Below are 23,884 nucleotides of genomic sequence, written 5' to 3' on the forward strand. Positions count from 1 at the left end.
ATCTTTCGAGAGGTGCATTTTGTGCCGAATAAACTATGAACTTCCTGACTTATACACGTTTAGGCTTGTGTGTTGGTGTTTCGGCTTTATTCCTGAATCTGGTGTCCTGTAGTAAGACTGCTACTGACGCGCCCGATCCGACGGAAATGGCGTCGTTCGACCTGATTCAGCAAAAAATACTAACGCCTTCCTGTGCTACGTCGGGTTGTCATTTATCAGAAAAAGATGGTACGTTCATCCAGCATGGTCTGGTACTAGCTGCAGGCGTTGCCTACGAAAATCTGGTGGGCGTTGATCCTAAAAATAGTGATGCCAAGACTGACGGACTCAAACGGGTGAAACCCTTTGCGTCGCTGGAAAGCCTATTATATCATAAATTGAATATTTCGGCCAGCCATCACTCGGGAAGGCAATATGGCAATCCAATGCCGCTAGGTGGGGCAACATTGCCTGATGGGCAAATTGAATTTGTTCGCCGGTGGATCGAAGCAGGAGCGCCTAAAACAGGTAGCGTTGCCGATGCTACCTTGCTGGATGATAAAACGACTACTGTAACTACGTATGATCCACTACCGGTGCCCGCAGTCGGGACGGGTTTCCAGATGGCAGTTCCCTTATTTGACATTCAACCCAATTTCGAGCGCGAGTTGTTTACACGCCGAATGGTAGGCAATACGCAGGATGTTTATGTAAATCGTTACGAAACCAAGATGCGTAGTGGCAGTCACCACTTTGTAGCCTATGATTTTCGAAATAAAAGCTCATTACCTAACCTGAACGATATTCGTGATCTACGTAATCCTGATAATTCGCTTAATCTCCTGACAGCTATTACCATGTCGAATCATGTTTATCTGGCTGGATCGCAAGCGCAGTATCAGGATTATACCTTTCCGGCGGGAGCCGCTTTGCTAATTCCAGCCGGCGCTTCGTTTGATCTAAATTCGCATTTTGTGAACAAAACGACATCCGTAATGAAGGGCGAGGCTCAAATCAACTTGTATACGGTAGATAAGTCGACCGTAACCCAAGTTGTACAGACGCTGGATTTGAGCAATACCAACCTTAACCTTCCGGCCAACACGCGTGTTACGATGACGAAGTCGTTTACATTCGATAAACCCCGTAAGGTTCTCACATTGACCTCGCACATGCACAAGCTGGGTGAGAAATTTGTGATAAAAATTAGAGGAGGCACACGCGATGGCGAAGTGGTTTACACCTCCACCGACTGGGAACACCCTGACATTATTACCTTTGCAACGCCCATAAGCCTACAAAAAGGGGAGGGGCTAACTTCCGAAATTACGTACAACAACACCACAACGAAAGCTGTCAGCTTTGGCCTGACCAGCGAAGATGAGATGGGAATCATCTTCGGCTATTATTACGAGCAGTAGAGACGCAATCCTTTGCGTCTCTACTGCGTCAGCAATAGTAATATCAAAAATTATCCGGTTAAGCAGATGCAAAGGGTTGCCTCTCTACTCTGTTCGCAAACTCTTCACAGGGTCCATCAAAGCGGCTTTAATACTTTGAAAACTTACGGTAAATAGAGCAATCAATACGGCTGATAGGATGGCTACTAGGAAATACCACCATTCCAGGTTAATTCGATAGGCATATTTTTCTAGCCATCCGCTCAGGAAGTACCAGCCCAGCGGAAACGCAATGAAAGCCGCTAACAGAACTAGTTGAATAAACTCTTTGGATAGCATACCAACAAGGTTCGTCACACTAGCCCCTAATACTTTTCGAATACCGATCTCTTTTGTACGCTGCTCGGCCGTGAATGTGGCTAGCCCGAATAATCCCAGACAGGAAATGAAAATGGCCAGAAAGGCGAAATAGCTGGACAGTTTGCTTACTGTATTTTCAGACTTATATAAGTTCGCAAATTCCTGATCGGTGAACGAGTATTTGAACGGGAAATGTGGATTGAATTTCTTGAAACTTGCTTCCAGACTTGCCACAGCCTGTTTGGTTTGCCCCGGCTGAGTTCGGACCAGTACACTTCCCCAGTAGTTTGTGGTATCATTGGCACCCCGTTGCAAATGCAAAATCAAAGGCTCAATAGCTGTATGAAGCGAGTTATAATGGAAATCTTTCATTAGGCCAATGATTTTCCCTTTTTTGCCCCACATGGTCATTTCTTTGCCCACTGGGTCTTTGTATCCCATTTTCCGGGCTGATGCTTCGTTAATCAGGTAATTACTTGTGTCGGTGCTGTAAGCAGACGAAAAGTCACGACCATCAAGAAGTTTGATCCCCATTGTTTTTACATAATCATACGAGATAGCGTTCTGGCTGAAGAGGATTAACTGGGTGGTGTCTTTACCTGGCCACCGAACACCCTGCGTTGAACTACCTACTTCGAGTGGATCTGATTGAGCACAAGTGACCGATTTGATACCTGGCTCCTGTTCCAACTCTTGACGGAATGTCTGAAAATTTTTGGCCAAATCGCCTTCTAAAGGCATATAAAGCAGGCCTTCGCGGTTGTAGCCAAGGTTTTTAGTTTGAATATACTGGATCTGACGATACACGACCAGCGTACCCAGAATCAGCATAATGGATAGCCCAAACTGAAGTACGACTAAGCCTTTACGGAAATAGGTAGCACTCGCCTTGAATTTCAACGCTCCTTTTAGAATGACAACGGGATTCAGCGAGGACATGAATAAGGCAGGATAACTGCCCGAAACAAGGCCTGTAAGCACTGCTAACGAAACCAGCAATAGTAGAAAGGTGGGATTGGAAAAGTCCAGGAAAAGGTGCTTCTCGGTTAGAGTATTGAAAACGGGCAATATCAGTAGAACGAGCAATACCGAGAACACTAGTGACAATAAAGTAATTAGCATTGATTCGCCAAGAAACTGGCCTATCAGACTGTTTTTATAAGCCCCCACCACTTTCCGCACGCCAACTTCTTTGGAGCGTTTGACAGAGCGGGCTGTGGCTAAATTCATGAAATTGATGCAGGCGATGGCCAGAATGAAAATGGCTACAATCGAGAAGGTTTTTACGTACTCGATTCGACCTCCGTTTTGCTTGCCTGCGTCCCAGTTTGAGTACAGATAAGACTCGCCGTAGTTTTGCAGGAACAGATCTACATTACTGGTTTTATTTTTGGTTTTGATGTAATTCTTGATCTTAGCATTCACTTTATCGATCGATGCGTTCTGGGCTAGCAGTACGTAACAGCGTGGGCCATTATTCCCCCATTCCTGAGCCCACTTATTGGCTTTTTTCCACCGGTCGTAGCTCATCAAAAAGTCAAACTTCAGTGATGAGGATTCTGGAATGTCAGCCAATATGCCTGTCACCATCACGTCATCAGTATTGTCAATCCGAATGGTTTTCCCCATTGGGTCCTGCCCTTTGAAGTATTTGTCGGCTAACTTCTGAGAAATGACCAGTCCGTCAGGGCGTTTGAGCGCTGTTTTCGGGTTGCCTTCTTTGAGCGGAAACGAAAACATTGTCAGGAAATCACCCTGAACGAAGCGTCCTTTCTCTTTCTCAAAGATATTGCCTACCGTAAACAAGGGCGTATTTTCCCAGAGTATCTGGCTAGCCAGTTCAATTTCTGGAATGTCTTTAACGATGTTTTCGGCCAAAATACCCGGTGTAGAGGCATACGTATTGACGACACCCGTGTACTGCTGGTTTTCCATCACCCGATAAAGCCGGCTATCGTTCTTATGAAAGCGATCCATGTGTTGCTCGTCCTGCACCCAGATCATAATGAGCAGGCTACAGGCCATACCTAAGGCCAATCCCAAAATGTTAATGAAGGAAAACGTCTTGTTTTTCCAGAGGTTTCGCCAGGCGATTTTGATGTAGCTGCGTAGCATAATGTAGTACCGACCGTCTCGGTCGGCTGGATGAGAATTTACGTTAGTTATAACACCTGACCAGGATGGTCGGTACTACTAGAAGTGACTCGCAAAAGACAAGGTTGCAGGCAGGACGTTGCATCAATGATGTTACTGGACAGATAAAGGGAAATAAAAAACGCCGGGAAGTCCAAGCTTCCCGGCGTTTCTATCAATGTATTTTTGGCGATTAACGCGCTACTTCAATATTTACCCGACGACCTTTAATCGTATTGCCTTCCATAGCGTCAACAACGCGGTTAGCTACGTCTTTCGGTACGTCTACATAGGTGAATTTATCGAAAATGTCGATGCTACCGATGCTATTGCCCGGAATGTTGGCTTCGCCAGCAATGGCACCTACAATATCGCCCGGGCGAACGAAGTCTTTACGACCAATGCTTACCATCAGACGGGTCATGTTCGCTTCACGCTCACGGGGAACGCGTTTGTCATCCCGATCGAAATAAGGCTTGCGCTCACCGTCACGGCTTGGGCGATCTGGTCCGTCATTACGGTTACGATCCCGATCTCCGAAACGTGAACCACGGTCTGGTCCGTCATTGCGGTTACGATCCCGATCCCCGAAGCGTGGACCACGGTCGTCGCGTTCGCCAAAGCGATTGCCACCCCGACGGTCTAGTCCGTCATTACGGTCGAAACGTCCTCCGCCTTCACCACGGCCACGATCGGCGTAGCGGTCGTTACCGCGTCCACGATCTTCCCGACGACGGTCGTCTTCAAGACCAAGGTTCTGGTCGGCAAATTCGTTTTTCTCCAGACCCATGCTGCGTTTCACCAAAGCAGCTACGATCTGTTCGGTTGTGAAGCCTGTGTGATGTAGTTGAGTCAGTAAATCATCGTATAGGTTCAGGTCTTTACTTTCCTGAATTGTTTGTTGCAATTGCTCGATGAAACGAGCTTTACGAACACCAACGATATCTTCAAAAGAAGGAATTACACCTTTTTCAACCCGTACTTTGGTGTACGACTGGATTTCACGGAAACGGTATTTTTCATCGCGACCTACCATTGAGAACGCCCGGCCTGATTTGCCAGCGCGGCCTGTCCGGCCAATGCGGTGTACGTAATATTCTTCGTCGAGCGGAATGTCGAAGTTGATAACTGCGTCAACATCATCAACGTCGATACCACGAGCAGCTACATCGGTTGCTACCAGAATACTGGTCGTACCTGCCCGGAATTTGCTCATTACGTTGTTCCGTTGTGCCTGACGAAGATCACCGTGCAGGCCTTCTGCCTGATAACCACGGATTTGCAGATCTTCTACGATTTCGTCAACCTTGCGTTTCGTATTACAGAATACCAACAGCAGTTTCAGATCGTACATATCGATCAGGCGACACATAACCTCGACTTTCGCTTTCGGCTTCACTTCGAAATACACCTGCTCAATATTCGTGTTGGTCAGTTCTTTCTTGACAACCTTCACCAACACAGGATCTTGCAGGAATTTCTGGGTTATCTGCATAATTGGCTTCGACATTGTAGCCGAGAAGAGAATCGTCTGACGCTCTTCGGGCATGTCTTCCAGAATGCTCTCGATATCTTCACGGAAGCCCATGTCCAGCATTTCATCGGCTTCGTCAAGAATCATCATCTTCACGTTATCGAGTTTGAGCGTGTTACGCTCCATATGGTCCATAACACGACCAGGCGTACCGATTACGATATGAACACCACTCTTGAGCGACCGGATTTGCCGTTCGATGGAATCGCCACCGTAGATAGCCTCGATACGTACACCCCGTTTGTGTTTAGCGAGTTTCTTAATTTCTTCGGCTACCTGCAAGGCTAGCTCACGGGTTGGGCAAAGAATGAGCGTTTGCACCGAACGATCCTGAACATCAATCAGTTCGAGGGCTGGAATACCAAACGCGGCTGTTTTACCGGTTCCGGTTTGTGCCTGTCCAATTACATCACGACCAGCCAGAATTGGTGGAATCGCTTCGGCCTGGATCGGCGATGGGCTAACAAAGCCCATGTCGGTTACGGCTTGTAATAACTCAGGTGAGATATCTAAGCTGGAAAACAGGATCTGATCAGCTTTAGGTGCTGCTTCAACTACGGCAGCTTTCTCTGCAACTGGTGTTTCAGTTATTGTTGGAGCGTCGGCTACAATAACTACTTTATCGGCAATGCCTTCAACAACAGTCTCAACGGCTGTATCATCAGCAAAGACTTCCGCTGTTGAGACTGCAGCTGATTTTGCAACTTTCTTTTTTGGGACTTTAGCCGTTTTGGCTTCAGTGGTAGCTGGAGTAACCGCACTAGCGGCCATTTCCGAAGCTATTTTTTCAATGTCCAGAAGATCAGTTTGATCAACGGCTTTAGTTGTTTTCGTTTTCATTAATTGGGAATGATTAAATAAAATAAATCATCCAAACGAAGACGAGTGTGTGCCAGTGAACGGCGCGATATTGCGAGAATTGCCCAACGAACGAAGCTGCCCAACGACCCAACTAGGACCCAATTTTCCCCCGCCCTCATCAAAAGGGGGAAACGAACAACGACCGGATTATTTGTATACCGGTACGACCGATTGACGATTAGCCCACGCGCAAATGTTCCGACACGGCGGAACGTCCACTCAGAAACCCATCCTGTACATCCGTACATTGGCTCTGTCAGACCTAAACTCAGCGTGTAAAAAGGAGAGAAACAGAGACGCGACGGATGCCGCTTGTAAAATCTGGTGCAAAATTAAGAAGAAATTGCCGAAAAAGCAAGTATAGGCTTAATTATATTGTATTTATTTTAGAAACGTAGTTTTTCGTCACTTCAATTACTATGAATTCAACACTTGGTAAATACATCATACTCATCGGAGTTGCTATTATCCTTATCGGCCTGATCGTATACTTTTTTGGGGACAAACTGAATTGGCTAGGTCGCTTACCGGGTGATATTCGTGTTGAAGGGAAAAATGGGGGAGGATTCTATTTTCCTATCGTCACTTGTATTATCGTCAGTATTGTACTGAATTTGCTTATCGGTCTGATCCGTCGCTTTTTTTAGTTTTAGCGCTGGTCGATTTACTCGGTTGATTTTCTTCGCTATAGGTCAGCTTATTGAGATAGAAAACTTCCCGTTGCGTAGAAACATGTTTAGGTGAAATTTTCTGAAAACCACAGGCTATAAAGTGCCGACCATACCAGGCCATCAGATTATCCTGTGCCGAAAAGGTCACTTTCTCATTCTCCGCATTGGTTTGAAGTTTAAACTTTTCAGTTTCTTTCAGGATTTTACTCCCCTGGATCACTTCTGTCGTAATTTCTCCATCGTTAGGGTAAGCCAGCACCATGCGGTCGCCCTGCTGCGATACCTGTACCATCTCTGTTAGGTCAGTGCTAAGTAATTCTTTAATTGGGAAGCAATTGTCCCACAGCAGTTTTCCTTGTTTATCGAAGCCGCAAATAAACGCATGGGTATATCGATAGCCTTCGTACCGATCGGCACCACGTAAGTAGCCTCCGTAGCCGAGTGCACTACCCCGATATTGTGGGAAATAAACTTCGGCTACTAGTGTGAGTCCGTCTGGCGTGGGCTGTAAATCGTGTACTAAGAGTCGATACCGGAATTTATAATCTTTGCCTTCGTCTTTCTTCTTCTTCGCCCGTGCCAGCAATTTTTGCTGCCGATTTGGCTTTAAATAATTGAAAAAATTCTGAAGCTGCGAAAACTCAATGTATTGAATCTCTGTAGTCGGTTCGCCAGTAGAGGTACCCCCTGAGGCATTGCCCGAGTCACCATGCCGAATACGTGTTACGTAAATTCCCTGTGAATAGGGTGTACAATCGGTTGAGTAGTTGCCAACCAGCAGCGATTCATGTTCGTTAACGGGCAGAAGTTTTCCTGAAACGAGTGCGTTTTCTGCTCCATCGAAATCTAATGTTCGGAGTAGTTTACTATCGTAATTGTAGGTTCTGATCGAAAATTTGCAGTGGCGTTTGAGTGAATGAACCAGCACATTTACTTCCTTACGGCGATCATCGACCTCCAGGCTGCTGATTTCCATGTGATTAACATACATGCCGGGCAGTACTTTTGTCGACTGATCAAAAAAGGAAAACGACATCACAACTGGTCGCCCATGGTGATAACCACCTATATAAGCCTGACTGCCCATCACTTTAAATTGATGTACATCAAACTGGTCAATTAAATGGCCTTCAAATGTTTCAACCACGCCATCGTCGAGGTGTAGCCGGACAAATTGGAACAGATCCGTATCGTATTCACGAAAGAGATGGTAAACGTACTGATCGGTGTTGTATATTGATATGGGCTTATATTTCGTATCCTGCTTAAATGTCGTTTGCCACAGTAATTTGAAATTAATGTCGTACTTCTGAAAATTGAACGTAACGGGCGTTATTTCATAAAAACCACCCGTTCGTATGGTCATCAGAACGCCCTTCTCATCTAAAGGGGTTACGTCGAAGGATTCGGCTTCGTTCGGATCGGAAGGAATTTCAATACGTAATGACTGCGCCAGTTGCGCCTGTACTGACTGTAAGGCGACAATTGAAAACAGACAAGCTATGTATAGGATACGAATCATATACTCAAATTTACGATTTACCCAGTACGATTTAGTCCGCAGGGAATATAGTTTACGAGATAGAGCAAAAATCATACTGTAAACTAGCTCAACTCGTAAATCACAACCCGTAACTCCTTACACTTGCCATCTTTTTTTCAAATAATCTTTCATAAAAACGTTTACATCCCACTGACTGGCAACGGGTTGCTGGGTGTAGGGCAAAGTTGGTAAGTAGCCTGCTGGACCAAACTCACAGGTGATGGTCAAGGTCGGCGCATTGGCCTTCTGTAATCGGGCACGGATGGCATCCCACCATTTGGCATGACTTTCGAGGGCATCTTTCCATTCGGGAGCTCTGGGATCATTTACCTGTGGGCCTTCGGGATGACCTACGCGGCAGTGAATATGATCGCTAACGGCAATAGCACGATTGACATTCTGCGCCTGATCGGCCAGATACGATTCGGCCACGTTAACCCAGTGCGAGTAGTCGGCAGTTAGGCGTAAATCAGGTAATTTGAGCAGATAGTACTGGATGGCTGGTGCACTATAAGAGAACCGACCCCGGTGGGTTTCGTGCAGAATTCGGACGCCCGTTTGCTTCTCTACATCGGCTGCCGTTTGAATCAACTCGGCATTTTGTTCGAAGGTAAAATAGTCGTGACCTGTATGAGCGTTAATGAACATCGGCTTGTATGACGCGATGTCGAGCAGGTCATCGTGGTATTTTTTCTTGTGTTCAGGGAAATTACTTCCGCCCCCAAACGCCATTAAAATTAATTCGAGGCCATTATCATGCATAACCTGTACGGCTTCATTCCGTTTATCCGGCCCGGCCGAAATTTCCATACCGTCGTATCCAGCCGCTTTTACACGTTTAGCAGCTTCCGTATAGGAGAGGTTTTCCATACCCCACATGGGGCAAAAGAAGATCGTTTTCAAGAATTCGGAGGGTTTAGTTTAGTTACTCAAAGTTGGCAGAAAAAACGATCTTACGAAACAGAAGATAGATTAGCCAATTTATCGACTGCACGCGAATGGCTTCTAAATAGACACCTATCGGGTTTGCTCCACAGATAAATTTAATCTACACAATAGCCAACTAGTATTCCTGAAAAAGGGTCATGGCTTGATAAGTAGAAATTTAAGTTCAGCTTGTCTTTGTTTATACTTTCTTGTATTTGGTAAAGTTTACTCATCGATATACGTGAAATACCGCTCTTGGCAACTTAAGTTGAAGCAACTGGCTATCTGTAAAACGCTACTAGCAACGCTAGTGGTGAGTTTTTTGTGGATTCCCGTGCAGGCACAAGCTCCCAAAAGCTATACTAACTGGTATTTTGGTGATCGCGCAGGAGTTACGTTCAATGGTACTACAGCTCAATCTCTGATAGATGGTAATTTACGTTCTGCCGAAGGCTGTGCCAGCATATCGGATGAGAACGGGCAATTACTTTTCTATACAGATGGCAGCACAATCTGGAATCGGAACCATGACGTTATGCCGGGCGCTACTGGTTTAGGGGGCAATAGTCAGACGACACAGTCAGCACTTATTGTTCCATATCAGAATAGTACCAAGCAGTTTTATGTATTTTCGCTGGCTACCCAAAACCAGAATACAGGAATTCAGTATGCGTACGTGGATATGAATCTGAATTCCGGGTTAGGCGGATTTACCTATAAAAACAAGCCTTTGCTGGCGGGTGCTACAGAAAAAATTACGGTTATCAAGCACTGCAATAACCTGAATCACTGGATCATTACCCATGACTTCGGTAGTAATACATTCCGCGTTTATTTAATTAATGATAACGGCCTGATTCTTACGCCTTCCTTATATAAAGTGGGTAGTACGCACCAAACGTTGGCTGGGGCAGGACATAGTACGCACCAACAGAACAAAGGGTATATGAAGCCATCGCACGATGGTAGAAAGCTGGCCGTTGCTGTTTCTGATAGCATACAGGGTGGTTTTCTGGAAGTGTTTGATTTTGACAGCAAAACGGGCGCTATCTCAAATCCAGTGAGATTGGAAAGTGCCGAAACCGTTGGCGCGTATGGTTTAGAGTTTTCTCCCGACAATAGCTTGCTTTATCTTTCTACGATGTTTAGTAAAAAGATATACCAGATTAACGTAGCTAGTTTATCGGTCAATACCGCTCTAACGGTTCAGCGACAAACTAACTATTCATCGGGTGTTGGCGCTTTACAACTTGGCCCCGATAACAAAATCTATGGGGCTCCACCCGGAGAAGACTATCTATTGACAATCAATCAACCAAATCAGTCAGGAACGGGCTGTGGTTTGGTCTCACAGGCTGTGAATCTGAGCGGCAGAAAAGCGATGGCGGGCCTGCCATTTCTAATTGACGAAGTACCGATGTTACCTCCTGAAGTTACTATATCCCTTAAAAAGCCTGGTGGGTGCAATAATTTTTTGCTGGAATCGAAGCTCGCTAACCTCGACCCGAATTACCTGATTTACCAATGGTATCTTGATGACGTTGCTGTTGCTGGCGGCAATAAATCGACATTGAGCCCTACTAAAACAGGTACTTATACGCTTAAAGTGCGCGAAACGAAATGTCAGGATAAACAGAAAACATCCAATGCGGTTCGGGTGGTTCTGGTTGAAGTAAACCCTACAGCTAAAATTATTCCAGATTCCTGTGGTACATTTTTGCTCAACGCACATGCAAGCGGTGGCACCATTCAATGGACTGGGGTGGGTATCCTATCTCCTCGTGACCAACTGGATTCGCTTACCGTTTCCAAAATCACTGGTAATCAGACCTATCGAGTCCGCGTCACCGATCCTGACGATGCCACCTGCTTTGCCGAGAAGGAAGTAACGGCAACATTTACTCCTCCATCGCCTTTTCAGTTTGCGAGCCCAACCCGTTCGGGCTGTGGTGATACGCTCACAGTGCAGGCAATTCCTACTACCGATTGGACTGCCTTTCGCTGGCAATTACCCGACGGAACTTCGATAACAGGAACGAGTATTCTGGCGCGCCAAAGCGGACAATATCAGCTAGTAGCATTTAGTGCAAGTACTGGCTGTAAGAGTGAAACTGCCATAACGGTAACCCTATATCCAAATCCTAAACTGCAACTAGGACCACATCAGGTGGATACTTGTTTCGCTAATATCAACAATGGCTATGTTGAACTAAATGCCGGTTTGATACCAGACGCAACATATACCTGGACAAGCGAAGGCAAAACCTTAGGAACGGCTCAGCTCCAGAAAGTGAATACCTATGGTACATATGCGGTTACGGCGCGTACGTCGGCAGGGTGTCAGGCGAGCGATTCAGTGCGTATTGCGGCTAAATGCCCACCTATGTTGCCGGTAATTTATGTTCCTGATGCATTTACGCCCAATCAGGATGGCATGAATGAAACTTTGGTGATTTATGGTTCGGGTGCTGCACAAATGACGCTTATAGTTTATAATCGCTGGGGTGAAGTGCTTTATAAAGCTACCGATGGAGCTTCATCGCCATCGGGCTGGGCAACCTGGGATGGAACCTATCAGGGCCAGCCAGTTATGAGCGGACTATATGTTTATAAGTTGGATGGTAAAGGTACAGATTATCCAGAGTCGTTTACGAAGGAAGGCATCATAGAGGTGATTCGGTAAGAGGCTTTTAAGCTGCTCAAAATTTACAGACAGTAGCAATATTCCACGAATATCCCCAACTTTACCCCTCGAAATCAGATAGGTTAGCCGGTCCTATTTTCGGTAAACTATTTCTTGAACGAATCCAAAAAATCTCCCTAATCATGAGCGAAGTAGCCACCCGTTTTGCCCCCGGCGTTGTAACCGGCGAAGGCGTTACCCAACTTTTCCGTCACGCCAACGAAAATGATTACGCCCTGCCTGCCGTCAATGTTGTCGGTACAGATTCTGTGAATGCCGTGTTGGAAACAGCAAAAGCTGTTAACTCACCAGTTATCATCCAGTTCTCAAACGGTGGTGGTATTTTCTATGCTGGCAAAAGCCTGCCCAACGACAAGCAACAAGCGGCCATTGCCGGTTCTATTTCGGGTGCTCTACACGTTCACCACGTAGCCGAACTTTATGGCGTACCAGTGATTCTGCACACCGACCACTGCGCCAAAAAACTTCTTCCCTGGATTGATGGTTTGCTAACCGCTGGCGAGAAACATTTCGACCAGACAGGTAAGCCATTGTACTCGTCGCACATGCTCGATCTGTCGGAAGAGCCGATTGAGGAAAACATCGAGATCTGCTCGAAGTATTTTGAACGTATGGCCAAGATCGGCATGACGCTCGAAATTGAATTGGGCGTTACGGGTGGTGAAGAAGATGGCGTTGACAACTCTGATGTTGACGATTCTAAACTTTACACGCAGCCTTCAGAAGTGGCTTATGCCTACGAAGAATTGAGCAAAATTTCGCCAAACTTCACCATTGCTGCTGCTTTCGGAAACGTTCACGGCGTTTATAAGCCAGGTAATGTGAAGTTGTCGCCAATCATTCTGGATAACTCACAGAAATACATTCAGGATAAATATGCAACGGGCCCACTACCTGTGAACTTCGTTTTCCACGGTGGTTCGGGTTCGAGCCGCGAGGAAATTCGTGAAGCCATTCGCTATGGTGCCGTGAAAATGAACCTCGATACCGATATGCAATGGGCCATGTGGGAAGGTATTCTGAAGTATTACCAAGCGAAAGAAGGATATCTGCAATCGCAATTGGGCAACCCCGAAGGAGCTGATTCGCCAAACAAAAAATACTATGATCCACGCGTGTGGTTGCGTAAAGGCGAAGAAAGCATGGTACAACGCCTGAAAATTGCGTTCGAAGACTTAAATTGTATCAATCGCTTAGCTTAAGCAAGTACACTAGTCAGGTTACTATTTACAAGGGTGCCGGGTTGAATACCCGGCACTTTTTTTATACCTAATTGATCTGGCTAAACACAAATGTATAAAACTAATGGCTGATTTAGCTGGGTAGTTTTATTGAATAAAATGCTTGAAAAATAGACGGAGGTGTATTAGAAGATGCGTTAGTTTTTGCCTGATTTAACAGCACTTGCCGGTTTGAATCGGCGTCTTATTGATAGGTGTTTTTACTCAGAATTAATCTAGTGATCGACCGGATTAGCTAATGAATTGTCTCGTAAATACCTCTGAAAGAGCATAATGGGACACGTGTAATTGCCAGACAAATTCGTTAACTTTCAGTGTGATATATCCGTGTATGTGATGTATTGTGGAAAAAATTGGGTTTTATTGGATTGGCCTTTTAAACAGGCAGAAAGCTGAAACAGGAATCGTTTGATTCACCCGGCTGAGTTACGAATTTAAGTTGAATTTAATTGCTATGAATTTAATCCGCTCTGCGTTACGGAAGCCAATTACGATTCTGGTTATCGTAGCCAGTTTATTCTACTTCGGCATTGGTGCCGTTCGTTCGATCAAGATTGACATATTCCCGAATTTAAATCTGCCGGTTATCTACATTTCTCAACCCTTTGGCGGCTATACGCCCAACCAAATGGAGTCGTTTTTTGGGAAACAGTATGTGAACCTTCTCCTTTATGTATCGGGGGTAAAAAGTATTGAAACTAAAAATATTCAGGGGATTACCCTCCTGAAACTGTCGTTTTACGAAGGTACTAATATGGCGCAGGCGGCTGCCGAGGTATCTGCTTATTCGAACCGGGCCCAATCCAGTTTTCCGCCCGGATCACAGCCGCCGTTTATTCTTCGTTTCGATGCCTCTACCCTGCCGGTTGGGCAGTTGGTGTTGAGCAGCCCAAAACGGAGTAATAATGAATTGCAGGATTTGGCCAACGTCTATGTCCGTTCTGGTTTCACATCTATTCCGGGGCTGGTGTCGCCTGCTCCTTTTGGGGGTAACTCCCGCTCCATTGTCATTAAAGCGGACCCTGAGCTACTTCGGTCGCACAATCTGACACCCGATCAATTGGTGGCAGCCCTACGAATTAACAACCAGGCAACCCCAGCTGGAAACGTCAGGATTGGCGACTTCAATTACTTTACGCCAGCTAATACGACGGTCAAGACGATTGAGGACTTCGGAAATATTCCCCTGTTTACGGGCACGGTTCAAAACCTGTATTTGAAAGATGTCGCTACGATTGAAGATGGTGCTGATATTACACAAGGATATGTATTGGTAAATGGGAAACGCTCAGTGTATTTGCCTATTACTAAATCGGCGGATGCCTCTACTTGGGAAGTTGTCCAAAATCTGAAAGCCGCCCTTCCGCGTTTCCAGGCCCTGCTGCCCGAAGATGTAAAACTGACCTACACCTTCGACCAATCGGTGTATGTGATCAATGCGGTAGAAAGTCTGATGACTGAGGGCGCTATCGGCGCTATTCTAACGGGCCTCATGGTCTTACTCTTTCTGGGCGATGTACGGGGAGCGTTGATTGTAATTATCACGATTCCAACCTGTATCATTTCGGGGGTTTTGTTCCTGTCATTATTCGGACAGACGATTAATATTATGACGTTGAGTGGCCTCTCGCTAGCTATTGGGATTCTGGTCGATGAAAGTACAGTGACTATCGAGAATATTCACCAGCATATGGATATGGGTAAACCCAAGGCCTTAGCCATCTGGGATGCCTGTAAGGAAATCGCTTTCTCGAAACTGCTGATTCTGTTCTGTATTCTGGCCGTATTTGCCCCTGCGTTTACAATGACAGGAATTCCGGGAGCGTTGTTCTTACCCCTTGCCCTTGCCATTGGTTTTTCAATGATCACCTCGTACCTGATGGCTCAAACACTGGTACCTGTACTGGCTAACTGGATGATGAAAGAACATCACCCGGTTAGTAATGGGCAAGCGACGAAGCATGAAGCTGTAAACGGGCATTTAATTAAATCGAATGGTAAAGCCAAGGCCAACGGTAAGCATGAACCCGAAGACCTGTTGACGCAAAAAGAGAAATTGGCTCATCAGACAGATCTTGACCATGATGGTAAAATCAGCTTTTTTGAGCGGATACGCGCGCGATTTGTTCGGTTTATTGGGCGCATGCTTCCTTATCGTATGCCTATTGTTCTGGTTTATGTAGTTGGTTCACTGGGTATTGCAATTTTATTGATTACATCCATTGGGCGTGATGTATTGCCAAAAGTAAGTGGCGGTCAGTTTCAGGTTCGTATACGAAAGCCCGATGGTACCCGGCTCGAAAAGACCGAAGCCACGATGTTGCAAACCATCAATGTACTGAATCAATTGGTTGGCAAAGAAAACGTCGAGATTACGTCTGCTATGGTTGGGATGCACGGTTCTCAATTTTCAACCAGCCCGATTTACCTGTTTATGGCTGGTCCTCAGGAGGGCGTTTTGCAGGTGAGCCTGAAAGAAGACTATGACGTTGATCTGGATGAGCTAAAGGATAAGTTCAGAGCTAGTATGAAAAAGGCGCTGCCCGATGTCAAGCTTTCGTTTGAACCGATTGAATTAACCGACAAAATTCTCAGCCAGGGTTCACCGACGCCTATCGAAGTGAAACTAACTGGGAAGAACAAACAGCAAAATGAGGAGTATGCCAATAAAGTAATCGCGAAACTGAATCGAATTCCGTATTTGCGCGACGTTCAGATTGGTCAGGCTACGAAATACCCCGCGATCAATGTGAACATCGACCGGACACGGGCAGCTCAGTTAGGAACGGATATATCGGCCATATCACGCTCGCTGATTGCTGCTACATCGTCGTCGCGTTATACTGAGAAAAGTGTGTGGATTGATCCGAAATCGAGCCAATCTTATACTGTGCAGGTACAGGTTCCAGAAGGGCAAATGACCAGTGTCAATGATTTGGGAGAAATACCGGTTTCACCGAATTCAAATCGTCCGGTTCTTAGCGATGTGGCTACGCTTCAGGAAGGAACAACTTACGGTGAAAATGATAACATTGGAGCTATCCCGGTTTTATCTGTAACGGCCAATCTGAACGATATTGATTTAGGGACAGCGGCTAAAGACGTTCAGAAAGCAATCGACTCATTAGGAGAACTACCTCGCGGACTAACCGTAAAAATGCAGGGATTAACTCAAGTGCTCATCGACACACTTGATAGTCTGCAAACGGGTTTGATCACGGCTATTGTTGTGATTTTCCTGATGCTGGCGGCTAACTTCCAGTCATTCAAAGTGTCTTTAGTTGTGTTGTGTACGGTTCCTGCTGTATTAGTGGGTTCGCTGACTTTGTTGATGCTCATGGGGTCGACGCTCAATCTGCAATCCTACATGGGTATGATCATGTCGGTCGGTGTATCTATTTCCAATGCGGTTCTGATGGTCACGAATGCTGAAGAATTACGTATGCGAAATGGAAATGCATTGCTAGCTGCCCGAGAAGCTGCTTCGCTGCGCATGCGACCTATTCTCATGACCAGCGTCGCGATGGTTGTCGGGATGATTCCAATGGCATCAGGTTTAGGTGAAGGTGGTTCACAGGCGGCTCCACTAGGCCGTGCCGTTATTGGTGGCCTGATTGCTTCGACCTTTGCCGCCTTATTCATTCTGCCATTGGCATTCGCCTGGGTACAGGGTAAAACCACCACCGAATCGGTATCGCTCGATCCTGAAGATAAAGACAGTAAATATTACATTTCCCCCTCGTATGAAACGGCTAATTAATAGACCAGTCTACAATCTGCTTACTCTTACAGGCAGTTTGCTGCTGGCCAGTGTGCTTACAAATTGTCATTCTTCTGAAAGTAAAGCAGAAGCGAAAGAAACCGAAACGACAGAAGCGCCTGCCGCTGTCGAGTTGTTTGCCCTAAAAAAAGGTAAGCTGTCTTCATCTTTGCATATACCTGGCGAACTGGTTGCGTTTCGCGATGTAGACATTTACGCTAAAGTGAGCGGCTTTATTAAATCGCTAAACGTCGATGTTGGCTCAGAAGTGAAACAGGGTCAATTACTTGCCCTGGCCGAAGCCCCCGAATTGAGTGCTCAACTAAACTCTGCCGAATCAAGACTTAAGGCACAGGAAGCCGTTTCGATTGGCAGTAAAGCCAATTACGATCGGGTTCTGGAAGCTAGTAAATTCTCTGGAGCCGTTTCAAAAAACGACGTTGATCTAGCTTTAGCGAAACGTAACGCCGATCTCGCTCAACTGGAAGCGGCAAAATCGGCTTACCGCGAAGTAGCCGATTTGAAGAAATATCTGGAAATCAGAGCTCCCTTCAATGGCATTATCAGTGCCCGTAACGCTAGCACAGGCGCTTATATCGGGCCCGCCGGTAAAGGTTCCGAATTTCCATTATTCGTTCTGACCGAGCAGAAGAAACTACGTTTAGTCATTTCGGTTCCAGAAGCGTACACCGGTTATGTTGAGCAGAACGATGCCGTAAGTTTCACAGTCAAGACATTCCCCGACAAGAAATTTACAGGGCAGATAAAACGACTTTCTGGTGCACTGGACAAGCGCTTACGATCGGAGCGAGTCGAAGTAGACGTGATTAACAATGACAAAAAGCTACTGCCCGGTATGGTGGCCGAAGTAAACCTGCCGTTGCCTACCAAAACCAGCACCTTTGTTGTCCCAAAATCTGCCGTCGTTAATGCCACAACGGGTGTTTTTGTAATCCGGGTTAAGGACCATAAAGCGGAATGGGTATCCGTCAAAAAAGGACTTGAAGCCGACGATAAAATCGAAATATTTGGTGCATTAGCCGAAGGTGATCAGCTAATTACCACAGCTACCGAAGAGGTTCGGGATGGTTCGCCAGTGAAATAAAATTTCAGATATCCTTGCTGCCTTTAGACATTATTTTGTCATGCTGACGAAGGAAGCATCTTAAATTCCCCTAATTCCTTTTAAGGATATGTTAAGATGCTTCCTTCGTCAGCATAAAAATCATTTAACATACCCCAACTTCCGCGGTATTGTATAAATTTCCGTTTGCCGCCCGTCGATATATCGGAAGGTTTGGCCATCAAAAAAGCCGTCTTCTTCGAGCATAATGCGCACTACTTTTTTCCATTCGGGAATTTCGACGGCGGCATTGAGTTCGATAGAGTAGGCCGTGTTAGCTAATAAGGGATAATCGCCGGGGCCGGGAACGCCTTTTTGCTGATCCCACAAACCGATGGTTGGCCCGGCCGCGTGACCATGAACGCCAATAGGATGCGTGTAAATTGTCCCATTTATTCCCTCTTTCTTCGATTGATCCAACGCTGCCAACAGCATCTGATTACCCGTTTTTCCGGCTTTGAACTGGTCGGTTAGAATATCCTGTAATCGATTCCCTTGTTTAAAAGCCGTTTTGATACTTTCCGGAACATCCGTTTCTCCGGGGCGCAACACATAGGCATGTTGCTGTTGATCGGTATTTAGGCGCAGATAGGTAATGCCGAAATCAACGTGGAGTAAATCGCCGGGCATAATCACCTGTTTGTCTGGCCGTTTTGAAAATGTGCGAAGGTGGTTAAAGTCCTCTTTATCGGAACGTTGCACATCTACTGTTGGGTGAAACCACGTGTCCAGCCCTAGGTTCGTAATGCGTTGTCGGAACCACCAGACCACATCGTCGGTCGTTGTAACGCCGGGCTGAATTACCTGCTCTGAAAACCCTTCCTGAATAATCTGGTGCGACAACCGACAAATGAGTGGGTAAATCGCCATCTCTTTCTCGGTCCGGGTTTCGAGCCAGCCAACGGCTACTTTTTCGGCTGAAACAATACGCTTTTGATAGTCGGCAGGTAGTTTTTTTACGAACTCTTCGTGCTCAGAAAACGATAGTCCATCTGCATGACCGTAGTTGGTGGACATGTTCAGACCAATTTTTTTCGGCTTACGATCTTCAATAATTTTTGCTAATGCTTCCCATTGGTTAGGTCGTACATCGATATCCCAGGCACCTTTCAACAAGTTACCCACATCGTAGCGGGCAATGGCTAGTTTTTCAACTTCTTTCCCATTGTCAAAAAAAACGATGATAGTTCGTCGCCGGGCCGAAAGCCAGGTACTTGGCAACATCGTTCGCAAAACAGGATCTTCGTTGTATTCGCGGGAGATGATGACCCACATATCGAGCCCCTCCCGGCGCATAAGCTGGGGAAGGAAATTGGTAAAGCGGTCGTCCAGAATTTCGTCGATTACCCGTGCACGTTCCCGTTCAGACAAAACGCTGGCTGGCGAAGGAGCTTGTGCATTTGCTGTGGATAGGATAAGCGAAAATGTAATTAATTTTATGAGGAAGTGTACTGGTTTGTGCATATAGTTCAGGTTATCAACAGTTTGAAGCAAGATACATAAAGACATTATAGATTTTTAACAATAGATCCAGGCAACGTTTGTATTTCGGTATGCATCTTGCCTTCAGTGACGTTCTTATTCTGTTAATGGAAATTTCCCGTTCGTAGAAAAATTGAGCGCTATACTTCGTTAAACGAGTACATTCGTACAATTGCCAACCCCAAGGATTGCATGAAGTTTATATTATTACTCTTAACCGCCTGTCTGTATTCTCTCGTTATAACAGCGCAAACTGGTAGTTCAGGCTTGCGTGGTACAGTCAAAAATGCACAGGGCGAGGCTCTTCCGTTTGCGGCTGTGATTGTCAAAGGCACGCCAACAGGTACGATTACCAACGCCGAGGGTCGTTATGAAATCGCGCTGGCACCGGGCAAATACGACATCGTTTTTCAATACCTGGGCTTTCAGACCATCCAGAAACCAGTTCAAATCGAAACGGGCTTTACGACAGTAGATGCTACGCTCGAAGAACAGGCACTTCGCCTGGCCGAAGTACAGACCAAAGCGGGTAACGAAGATCCGGCCTACACAATTATGCGCCGGGCTATTGCCAAAAGTCGTTTCCATCAGTTGCAGGTGCAGCGCTTCAAGGCAAGAGTGTACACAAAGTCGTCATTTACGGTTCTCGATCTCCCCAATCTGGCTGAGATGGCCTTCCGCAAACAATTGAAAGAGGCCGAGAAAGAAGCCAATTTTAAAGTGGGCGTACCTTTGTTAAATGAGACTGTAGCCGAAGTGTCTTTTAGCCAGCCCAATACGTATCGACAGCGGATCATTGCCAATCGCAATTCGCAGGGAGACTTTTTAAGTCCGAATCAATTTTATAATGCTAGTTTTTATAATCCGACGATTGCCGGAGCCGTATCGCCCTTATCGCCTAAAGCGTTTGCTTATTATAAATTTGAATATAAAGGCACGTTTCGGGAGCCAGGCCCAAATGGACAACCGGTTGAGGTAAGTAAAATTCAGATTATTCCCCGGCAATATGGCGAAGGTGTTTTTCGGGGAACAATTTATATCATTGAAAACACCTGGGCCATTCATAGTTTGCAACTGGAAACCGTCAATAATATCGGTGTTTCCATTACGGTTCGGCATATATGTAGCCCGATACAAGGTGTCTGGATGCCAACCAATCAGCGCTATGAGGGCAAAGGTTCCTATCTGGGCGTAAAAGCTACCGGCTATTATATTCGAAATTTGACATTCACGGAGTTTGTTGTGAATCCTGCTTTTGTTGAGGATATCGAAGTAGCTGATGAGAAGAAAGCACCCCCTACGCAAACCCTCTCTAAAGGCGATATAAAAGGTAAGAATTTCGATGAACTAGTGAAGAAGCAGAAGGAATTCTCGACGAAGAACCTTCGACAAATGGTGAAAGAGTACGAAAAGCAGGAGAAGCAGGCTCGCAAGAACCGGAAAGAAGACGTAACCGTCGTGCGTGACGATTCGCTTGTAGTTGATTCACTGGCCCGCAAACGCTCGAATGTCTTCTGGGACTCCTTACGATCAGTGCCGCTAACTACTGCGGAAATCAAAAGCTATCGAAAAGCTGACAGCCTTGGTTTAACGCATGAGATAAAAGTAAACGTTAAGGCTGATACGACCCAGCGTCGAGATAGCACACAGAAGAAAAAATCACAAAGTAAATTTTCGGTAGACAAACTACTGTTTGGCAATACATGGCGATTGTCGAAACAGACCTCGCTGATTTATACCAGCCCGTTGACCCGGATCGAGTACAATACCGTGGAAGGCTATAGTCTGGAAGGGGCGCTTAATCTGCGATATCGGAAGAAAGTGGATTCGGTGAGTCGATTCAGGCAAATTCCGTTGGGCGAGTGGAACATTGGTGGTACGGGCCGGTATCAGTTTGGTCGAAAACAATTTGTGGGTTATGGACAGGCGAGTTATCAATATAAAACCACGCGAGTTGGTTTGACGGGTGGGCGGTATTTATATCAGCTCAACCCAGATAATCCGATTAGCCCATTTCTGAATTCGCTGACAACGCTCCTGTTTGAGCAGAATTTCATGAAACTTTACCAGAAAGAGTTTCTGAATCTGAGCGTGAGTGCGTCGCCGTTTAAGAACCGAGTATCGTTATCCGGTAGCCTGGAATATGCCAGACGAACCGAGCTGGCGAACTACAGAGAAGATCTCAAGCCTTGGATTGACTGGCGCAACCGGATTTACACCTCAAACCGTCCCGACAATTCGGAAGTGAGCAGCACTAGTTTTCCAACGCATAATGCCCTGATTCTGAACTTGACGGCCTCGGCCAAACTCGGCACAACGCAATACACCATTCGCAATGGCCGACGGATTGCCCAACGCAATAACGACGCTCCACTACTGACGCTTAACTACAGAAAAGGAATCAGCGATGGCTCAGCCGATGCGGTTGATTATGACTTTATACAGGGAAGCATTAGTCACTCGTTTGAGACCGGTATTCGGAGCCGCCTGAATTATCAACTCAGCGCTGGGGCTTTCCTCAATGATCGGAAAGTGTATTTCCCTGATTTCAAACATTTCGCTGGGAACGAGTTTTTCTTCCAACAGGGCGATGTCGTATCGACTTATCGGTTGTTGCCTTATTATCAGTACAGCACCGGCAGGCACTTCGCCGAAGCGCATGTTCTGGGTGAGTTTCGTAAATTCCTGATTACACAACTAACGCTGGTTCGATTAATTGGCCTGAAAGAGAACCTGTTCGTACATTATCTGTATACGCCAGTTTCGAAGAATTACACCGAGGTTGGTTATGGTTTAGATGGTCTTATTCCGCAGGTTCTGCCTTTCTTCCGGGTAGAAGTCATCTCGCAGTGGCAGGATGCGAAGTACCAAGGATTAGGCTTTAGAATTGGAACAACGTTGAAGTTCGGGAGGTAGTCAGAACCGGGATTTAGCTGATTTAGGGATTTACTGGATTTTGCTTTGCGCTTCTTTGAAGTGAATCCATAAAAACAAAATCCAGTAAATCCCTAAATCAGCTAAATCCCGGTTCTGACAATGTGAACAAATCTCTTCTCAAGTGGCCAATTTCCTAACAAAAGCATAAAACCCACATAATCAGTAAGTCACAGACGGAGCCGTACTTTGCGCAAACCAATGTACGAATGAATCGTCGGGATATAGTTAGGCGAATGGGTGCAGGTCTTCTGGCTCTCTCGGGTCATAATCTGTGCACTGCTCAAGTAGCACCAACGCCGAAGCAACGAGTTTTGCGAATTGCGCACCTTACCGATGTGCATATGCAGCCGTTAGTAGGAGCAGCCAAAGGTTTTGAAAAATGCCTGCATCATGTGCAAAGCTTAGCTGATAAGCCTGATTTGATTATCAACGGCGGTGATGCTATTATGGAAGCGCACGGCCGGGGTAAAGACAGTGTTAGTCGGCAATGGCGCTTGTATCAGGATGTGCTTCGTAGCGAAAATGCTTTACCACTATTGAGTTGTGTAGGCAATCATGATATCTGGTGCCGTCAGGAAACCAAGCTTTGCTTCGAAGAAGGTCGTCAGTGGGCAATGGATGAGTTGGCCATGTCGAAACGACACTATAGCCTTGATCAAAATGGCTGGCATATCGTGGTCTTAGACAGTGTTCAACCCAAAGCCGATGGTAGCTGGTACACAGCCCATCTGGACGACGAGCAATTCCACTGGCTCGAAACCGATTTGAAAAGCACCCCCGCCGAAACACCAATTTTAATTGTCTCTCATGTGCCAATACTAGCCGCCTGCGTATTCTTCGACGGACAGCGGTTCGCTAACGAAAATTGGAACGTACCGGCACGATGGATGCATAGCGATACTGTTCGCATTACCGATTTATTTCACCGCCACCCTAACGTAAAGGCCGCCCTCAGCGGCCATATTCATTTAACAGACCGGGTCGATTATAACGGCGTTTCGTATTTCTGCAACGGGGCAGTTAGCGGAGCCTGGTGGTTTGGTAAATATCATCATACAGGTGCCGGTTACGCCCTTGTCGATTTATTTGACGATGGTTCGGTTGTAAATTCATATGTGAACTATGTCTAATTACACTGTCTGAACCGGGATTTATATGATTTAATTGATTGCCATGATTAGTTCAGTAGACAAAATCATAGTCAATCAGTTAAATCAAACAAATCCCGG

General features: G+C 46.0%; 13 protein-coding genes. 8 read left to right on the top strand and 5 right to left on the bottom strand.

Going from position 1 to position 23,884, the window contains the following annotated elements; translation table 11 throughout:
• Positions 1-35: 35 nt before the first annotated feature.
• On the top strand, positions 36-1,400 hold the full coding sequence (locus GO755_RS22820; RefSeq protein WP_157587613.1) for a monooxygenase: 1,365 nt from the start codon (positions 36-38) through the stop codon (positions 1,398-1,400).
• Positions 1,401-1,484: 84 nt separating this feature from the next.
• On the opposite strand, the gene GO755_RS22825 is transcribed toward GO755_RS22820, so the two are convergent.
• Both GO755_RS22825 and GO755_RS22830 read right to left on the bottom strand, forming a co-directional pair.
• The gene (locus GO755_RS22825) at positions 1,485-3,854 is read right to left on the bottom strand and encodes an ABC transporter permease (protein WP_157587614.1); all 2,370 of its coding nucleotides are present in this window, start codon (positions 3,852-3,854) and stop codon (positions 1,485-1,487) included.
• 211 nt (positions 3,855-4,065) lie between these two features.
• Positions 4,066-6,246, bottom strand: coding sequence for a DEAD/DEAH box helicase (locus tag GO755_RS22830; RefSeq protein ID WP_157587615.1), 2,181 nt, complete (start codon positions 6,244-6,246; stop codon positions 4,066-4,068).
• Positions 6,247-6,686: 440 nt separating this feature from the next.
• Here GO755_RS22830 and GO755_RS22835 point away from each other — a divergent pair, with 440 nt between their 5' ends.
• Entirely contained in the window at positions 6,687-6,914 is a 228-nt protein-coding gene (locus GO755_RS22835) for a DUF2905 domain-containing protein (RefSeq protein WP_157587616.1), read from the top strand.
• Here GO755_RS22835 and GO755_RS22840 read toward each other — a convergent pair.
• Both GO755_RS22840 and GO755_RS22845 read right to left on the bottom strand, forming a co-directional pair.
• Positions 6,886-8,460 carry a hypothetical protein gene (locus GO755_RS22840; RefSeq protein ID WP_157587617.1) on the bottom strand — a complete coding sequence of 525 codons (1,575 nt, stop codon included), beginning with the start codon at positions 8,458-8,460 and terminating at the stop codon, positions 6,886-6,888. The genes GO755_RS22835 and GO755_RS22840 overlap by 29 nt on opposite strands.
• Positions 8,461-8,577: 117 nt before the next feature.
• Positions 8,578-9,384 (bottom strand): sugar phosphate isomerase/epimerase family protein, encoded by an 807-nt coding sequence (locus GO755_RS22845; RefSeq protein ID WP_227687055.1) that lies wholly within the window; start codon positions 9,382-9,384, stop codon positions 8,578-8,580.
• 265 nt (positions 9,385-9,649) lie between these two features.
• Between GO755_RS22845 and GO755_RS22850 the strand changes: the two genes are divergently transcribed.
• The 4 genes from GO755_RS22850 (at position 9,650) to GO755_RS22865 (ending at position 18,218) form a co-directional block, all read left to right on the top strand.
• Positions 9,650-12,091, top strand: a complete 2,442-nt coding sequence (locus GO755_RS22850) for a T9SS type B sorting domain-containing protein (RefSeq protein ID WP_317165941.1) — start codon at positions 9,650-9,652, stop codon at positions 12,089-12,091.
• Positions 12,092-12,234: 143 nt separating this feature from the next.
• Positions 12,235-13,314, top strand: a complete 1,080-nt coding sequence (gene fbaA / locus GO755_RS22855; RefSeq protein ID WP_157587618.1) for a class II fructose-bisphosphate aldolase — start codon at positions 12,235-12,237, stop codon at positions 13,312-13,314.
• Positions 13,315-13,807: 493 nt separating this feature from the next.
• The gene (locus GO755_RS22860; protein WP_157587619.1) at positions 13,808-17,113 is read left to right on the top strand and encodes an efflux RND transporter permease subunit; all 3,306 of its coding nucleotides are present in this window, start codon (positions 13,808-13,810) and stop codon (positions 17,111-17,113) included.
• Positions 17,097-18,218 carry an efflux RND transporter periplasmic adaptor subunit gene (locus GO755_RS22865; RefSeq protein WP_157587620.1) on the top strand — a complete coding sequence of 374 codons (1,122 nt, stop codon included), beginning with the start codon at positions 17,097-17,099 and terminating at the stop codon, positions 18,216-18,218. Before GO755_RS22860 ends, GO755_RS22865 begins: the two co-directional genes overlap by 17 nt.
• Before the next feature lie 120 nt (positions 18,219-18,338).
• Here GO755_RS22865 and GO755_RS22870 read toward each other — a convergent pair whose 3' ends face one another.
• The gene (locus GO755_RS22870) at positions 18,339-19,700 is read right to left on the bottom strand and encodes a M24 family metallopeptidase (RefSeq protein ID WP_157587621.1); all 1,362 of its coding nucleotides are present in this window, start codon (positions 19,698-19,700) and stop codon (positions 18,339-18,341) included.
• Positions 19,701-19,910: 210 nt separating this feature from the next.
• Between GO755_RS22870 and GO755_RS22875 the strand changes: the two genes are divergently transcribed.
• Together GO755_RS22875 and GO755_RS22880 are read left to right on the top strand one after the other, a co-directional pair.
• A complete protein-coding gene (locus tag GO755_RS22875; RefSeq protein ID WP_157587622.1) occupies positions 19,911-22,634 on the top strand; it encodes a DUF5686 and carboxypeptidase regulatory-like domain-containing protein in 2,724 nt (907 codons plus the stop codon).
• A gap of 227 nt (positions 22,635-22,861) precedes the next feature.
• Positions 22,862-23,785, top strand: coding sequence for a metallophosphoesterase family protein (locus GO755_RS22880; RefSeq protein WP_157587623.1), 924 nt, complete (start codon positions 22,862-22,864; stop codon positions 23,783-23,785).
• Positions 23,786-23,884: the final 99 nt, after the last annotated feature.

The sequence above is a fragment of the Spirosoma arboris genome, from assembly GCF_009754945.1.
Lineage (GTDB): Bacteria > Bacteroidota > Bacteroidia > Cytophagales > Spirosomataceae > Spirosoma > Spirosoma arboris.

Excerpts from the sequence above, each read along its gene's own strand:
- GO755_RS22820 (WP_157587613.1), top strand. The coding sequence starts at position 36 with ATGAACTTCCTGACTTATACACGTTTAGGCTTGTGTGTTGGTGTTTCG.
- GO755_RS22825 (WP_157587614.1), bottom strand. The coding sequence starts at position 3,854 with ATGCTACGCAGCTACATCAAAATCGCCTGGCGAAACCTCTGGAAAAAC.
- GO755_RS22830 (WP_157587615.1), bottom strand. The coding sequence starts at position 6,246 with ATGAAAACGAAAACAACTAAAGCCGTTGATCAAACTGATCTTCTGGAC.
- GO755_RS22835 (WP_157587616.1), top strand. The coding sequence starts at position 6,687 with ATGAATTCAACACTTGGTAAATACATCATACTCATCGGAGTTGCTATT.
- GO755_RS22840 (WP_157587617.1), bottom strand. The coding sequence starts at position 8,460 with ATGATTCGTATCCTATACATAGCTTGTCTGTTTTCAATTGTCGCCTTA.
- fbaA (WP_157587618.1), top strand. The coding sequence starts at position 12,235 with ATGAGCGAAGTAGCCACCCGTTTTGCCCCCGGCGTTGTAACCGGCGAA.
- GO755_RS22860 (WP_157587619.1), top strand. The coding sequence starts at position 13,808 with ATGAATTTAATCCGCTCTGCGTTACGGAAGCCAATTACGATTCTGGTT.
- GO755_RS22865 (WP_157587620.1), top strand. The coding sequence starts at position 17,097 with ATGAAACGGCTAATTAATAGACCAGTCTACAATCTGCTTACTCTTACA.
- GO755_RS22870 (WP_157587621.1), bottom strand. The coding sequence starts at position 19,700 with ATGCACAAACCAGTACACTTCCTCATAAAATTAATTACATTTTCGCTT.
- GO755_RS22875 (WP_157587622.1), top strand. The coding sequence starts at position 19,911 with ATGAAGTTTATATTATTACTCTTAACCGCCTGTCTGTATTCTCTCGTT.
- GO755_RS22880 (WP_157587623.1), top strand. The coding sequence starts at position 22,862 with ATGAATCGTCGGGATATAGTTAGGCGAATGGGTGCAGGTCTTCTGGCT.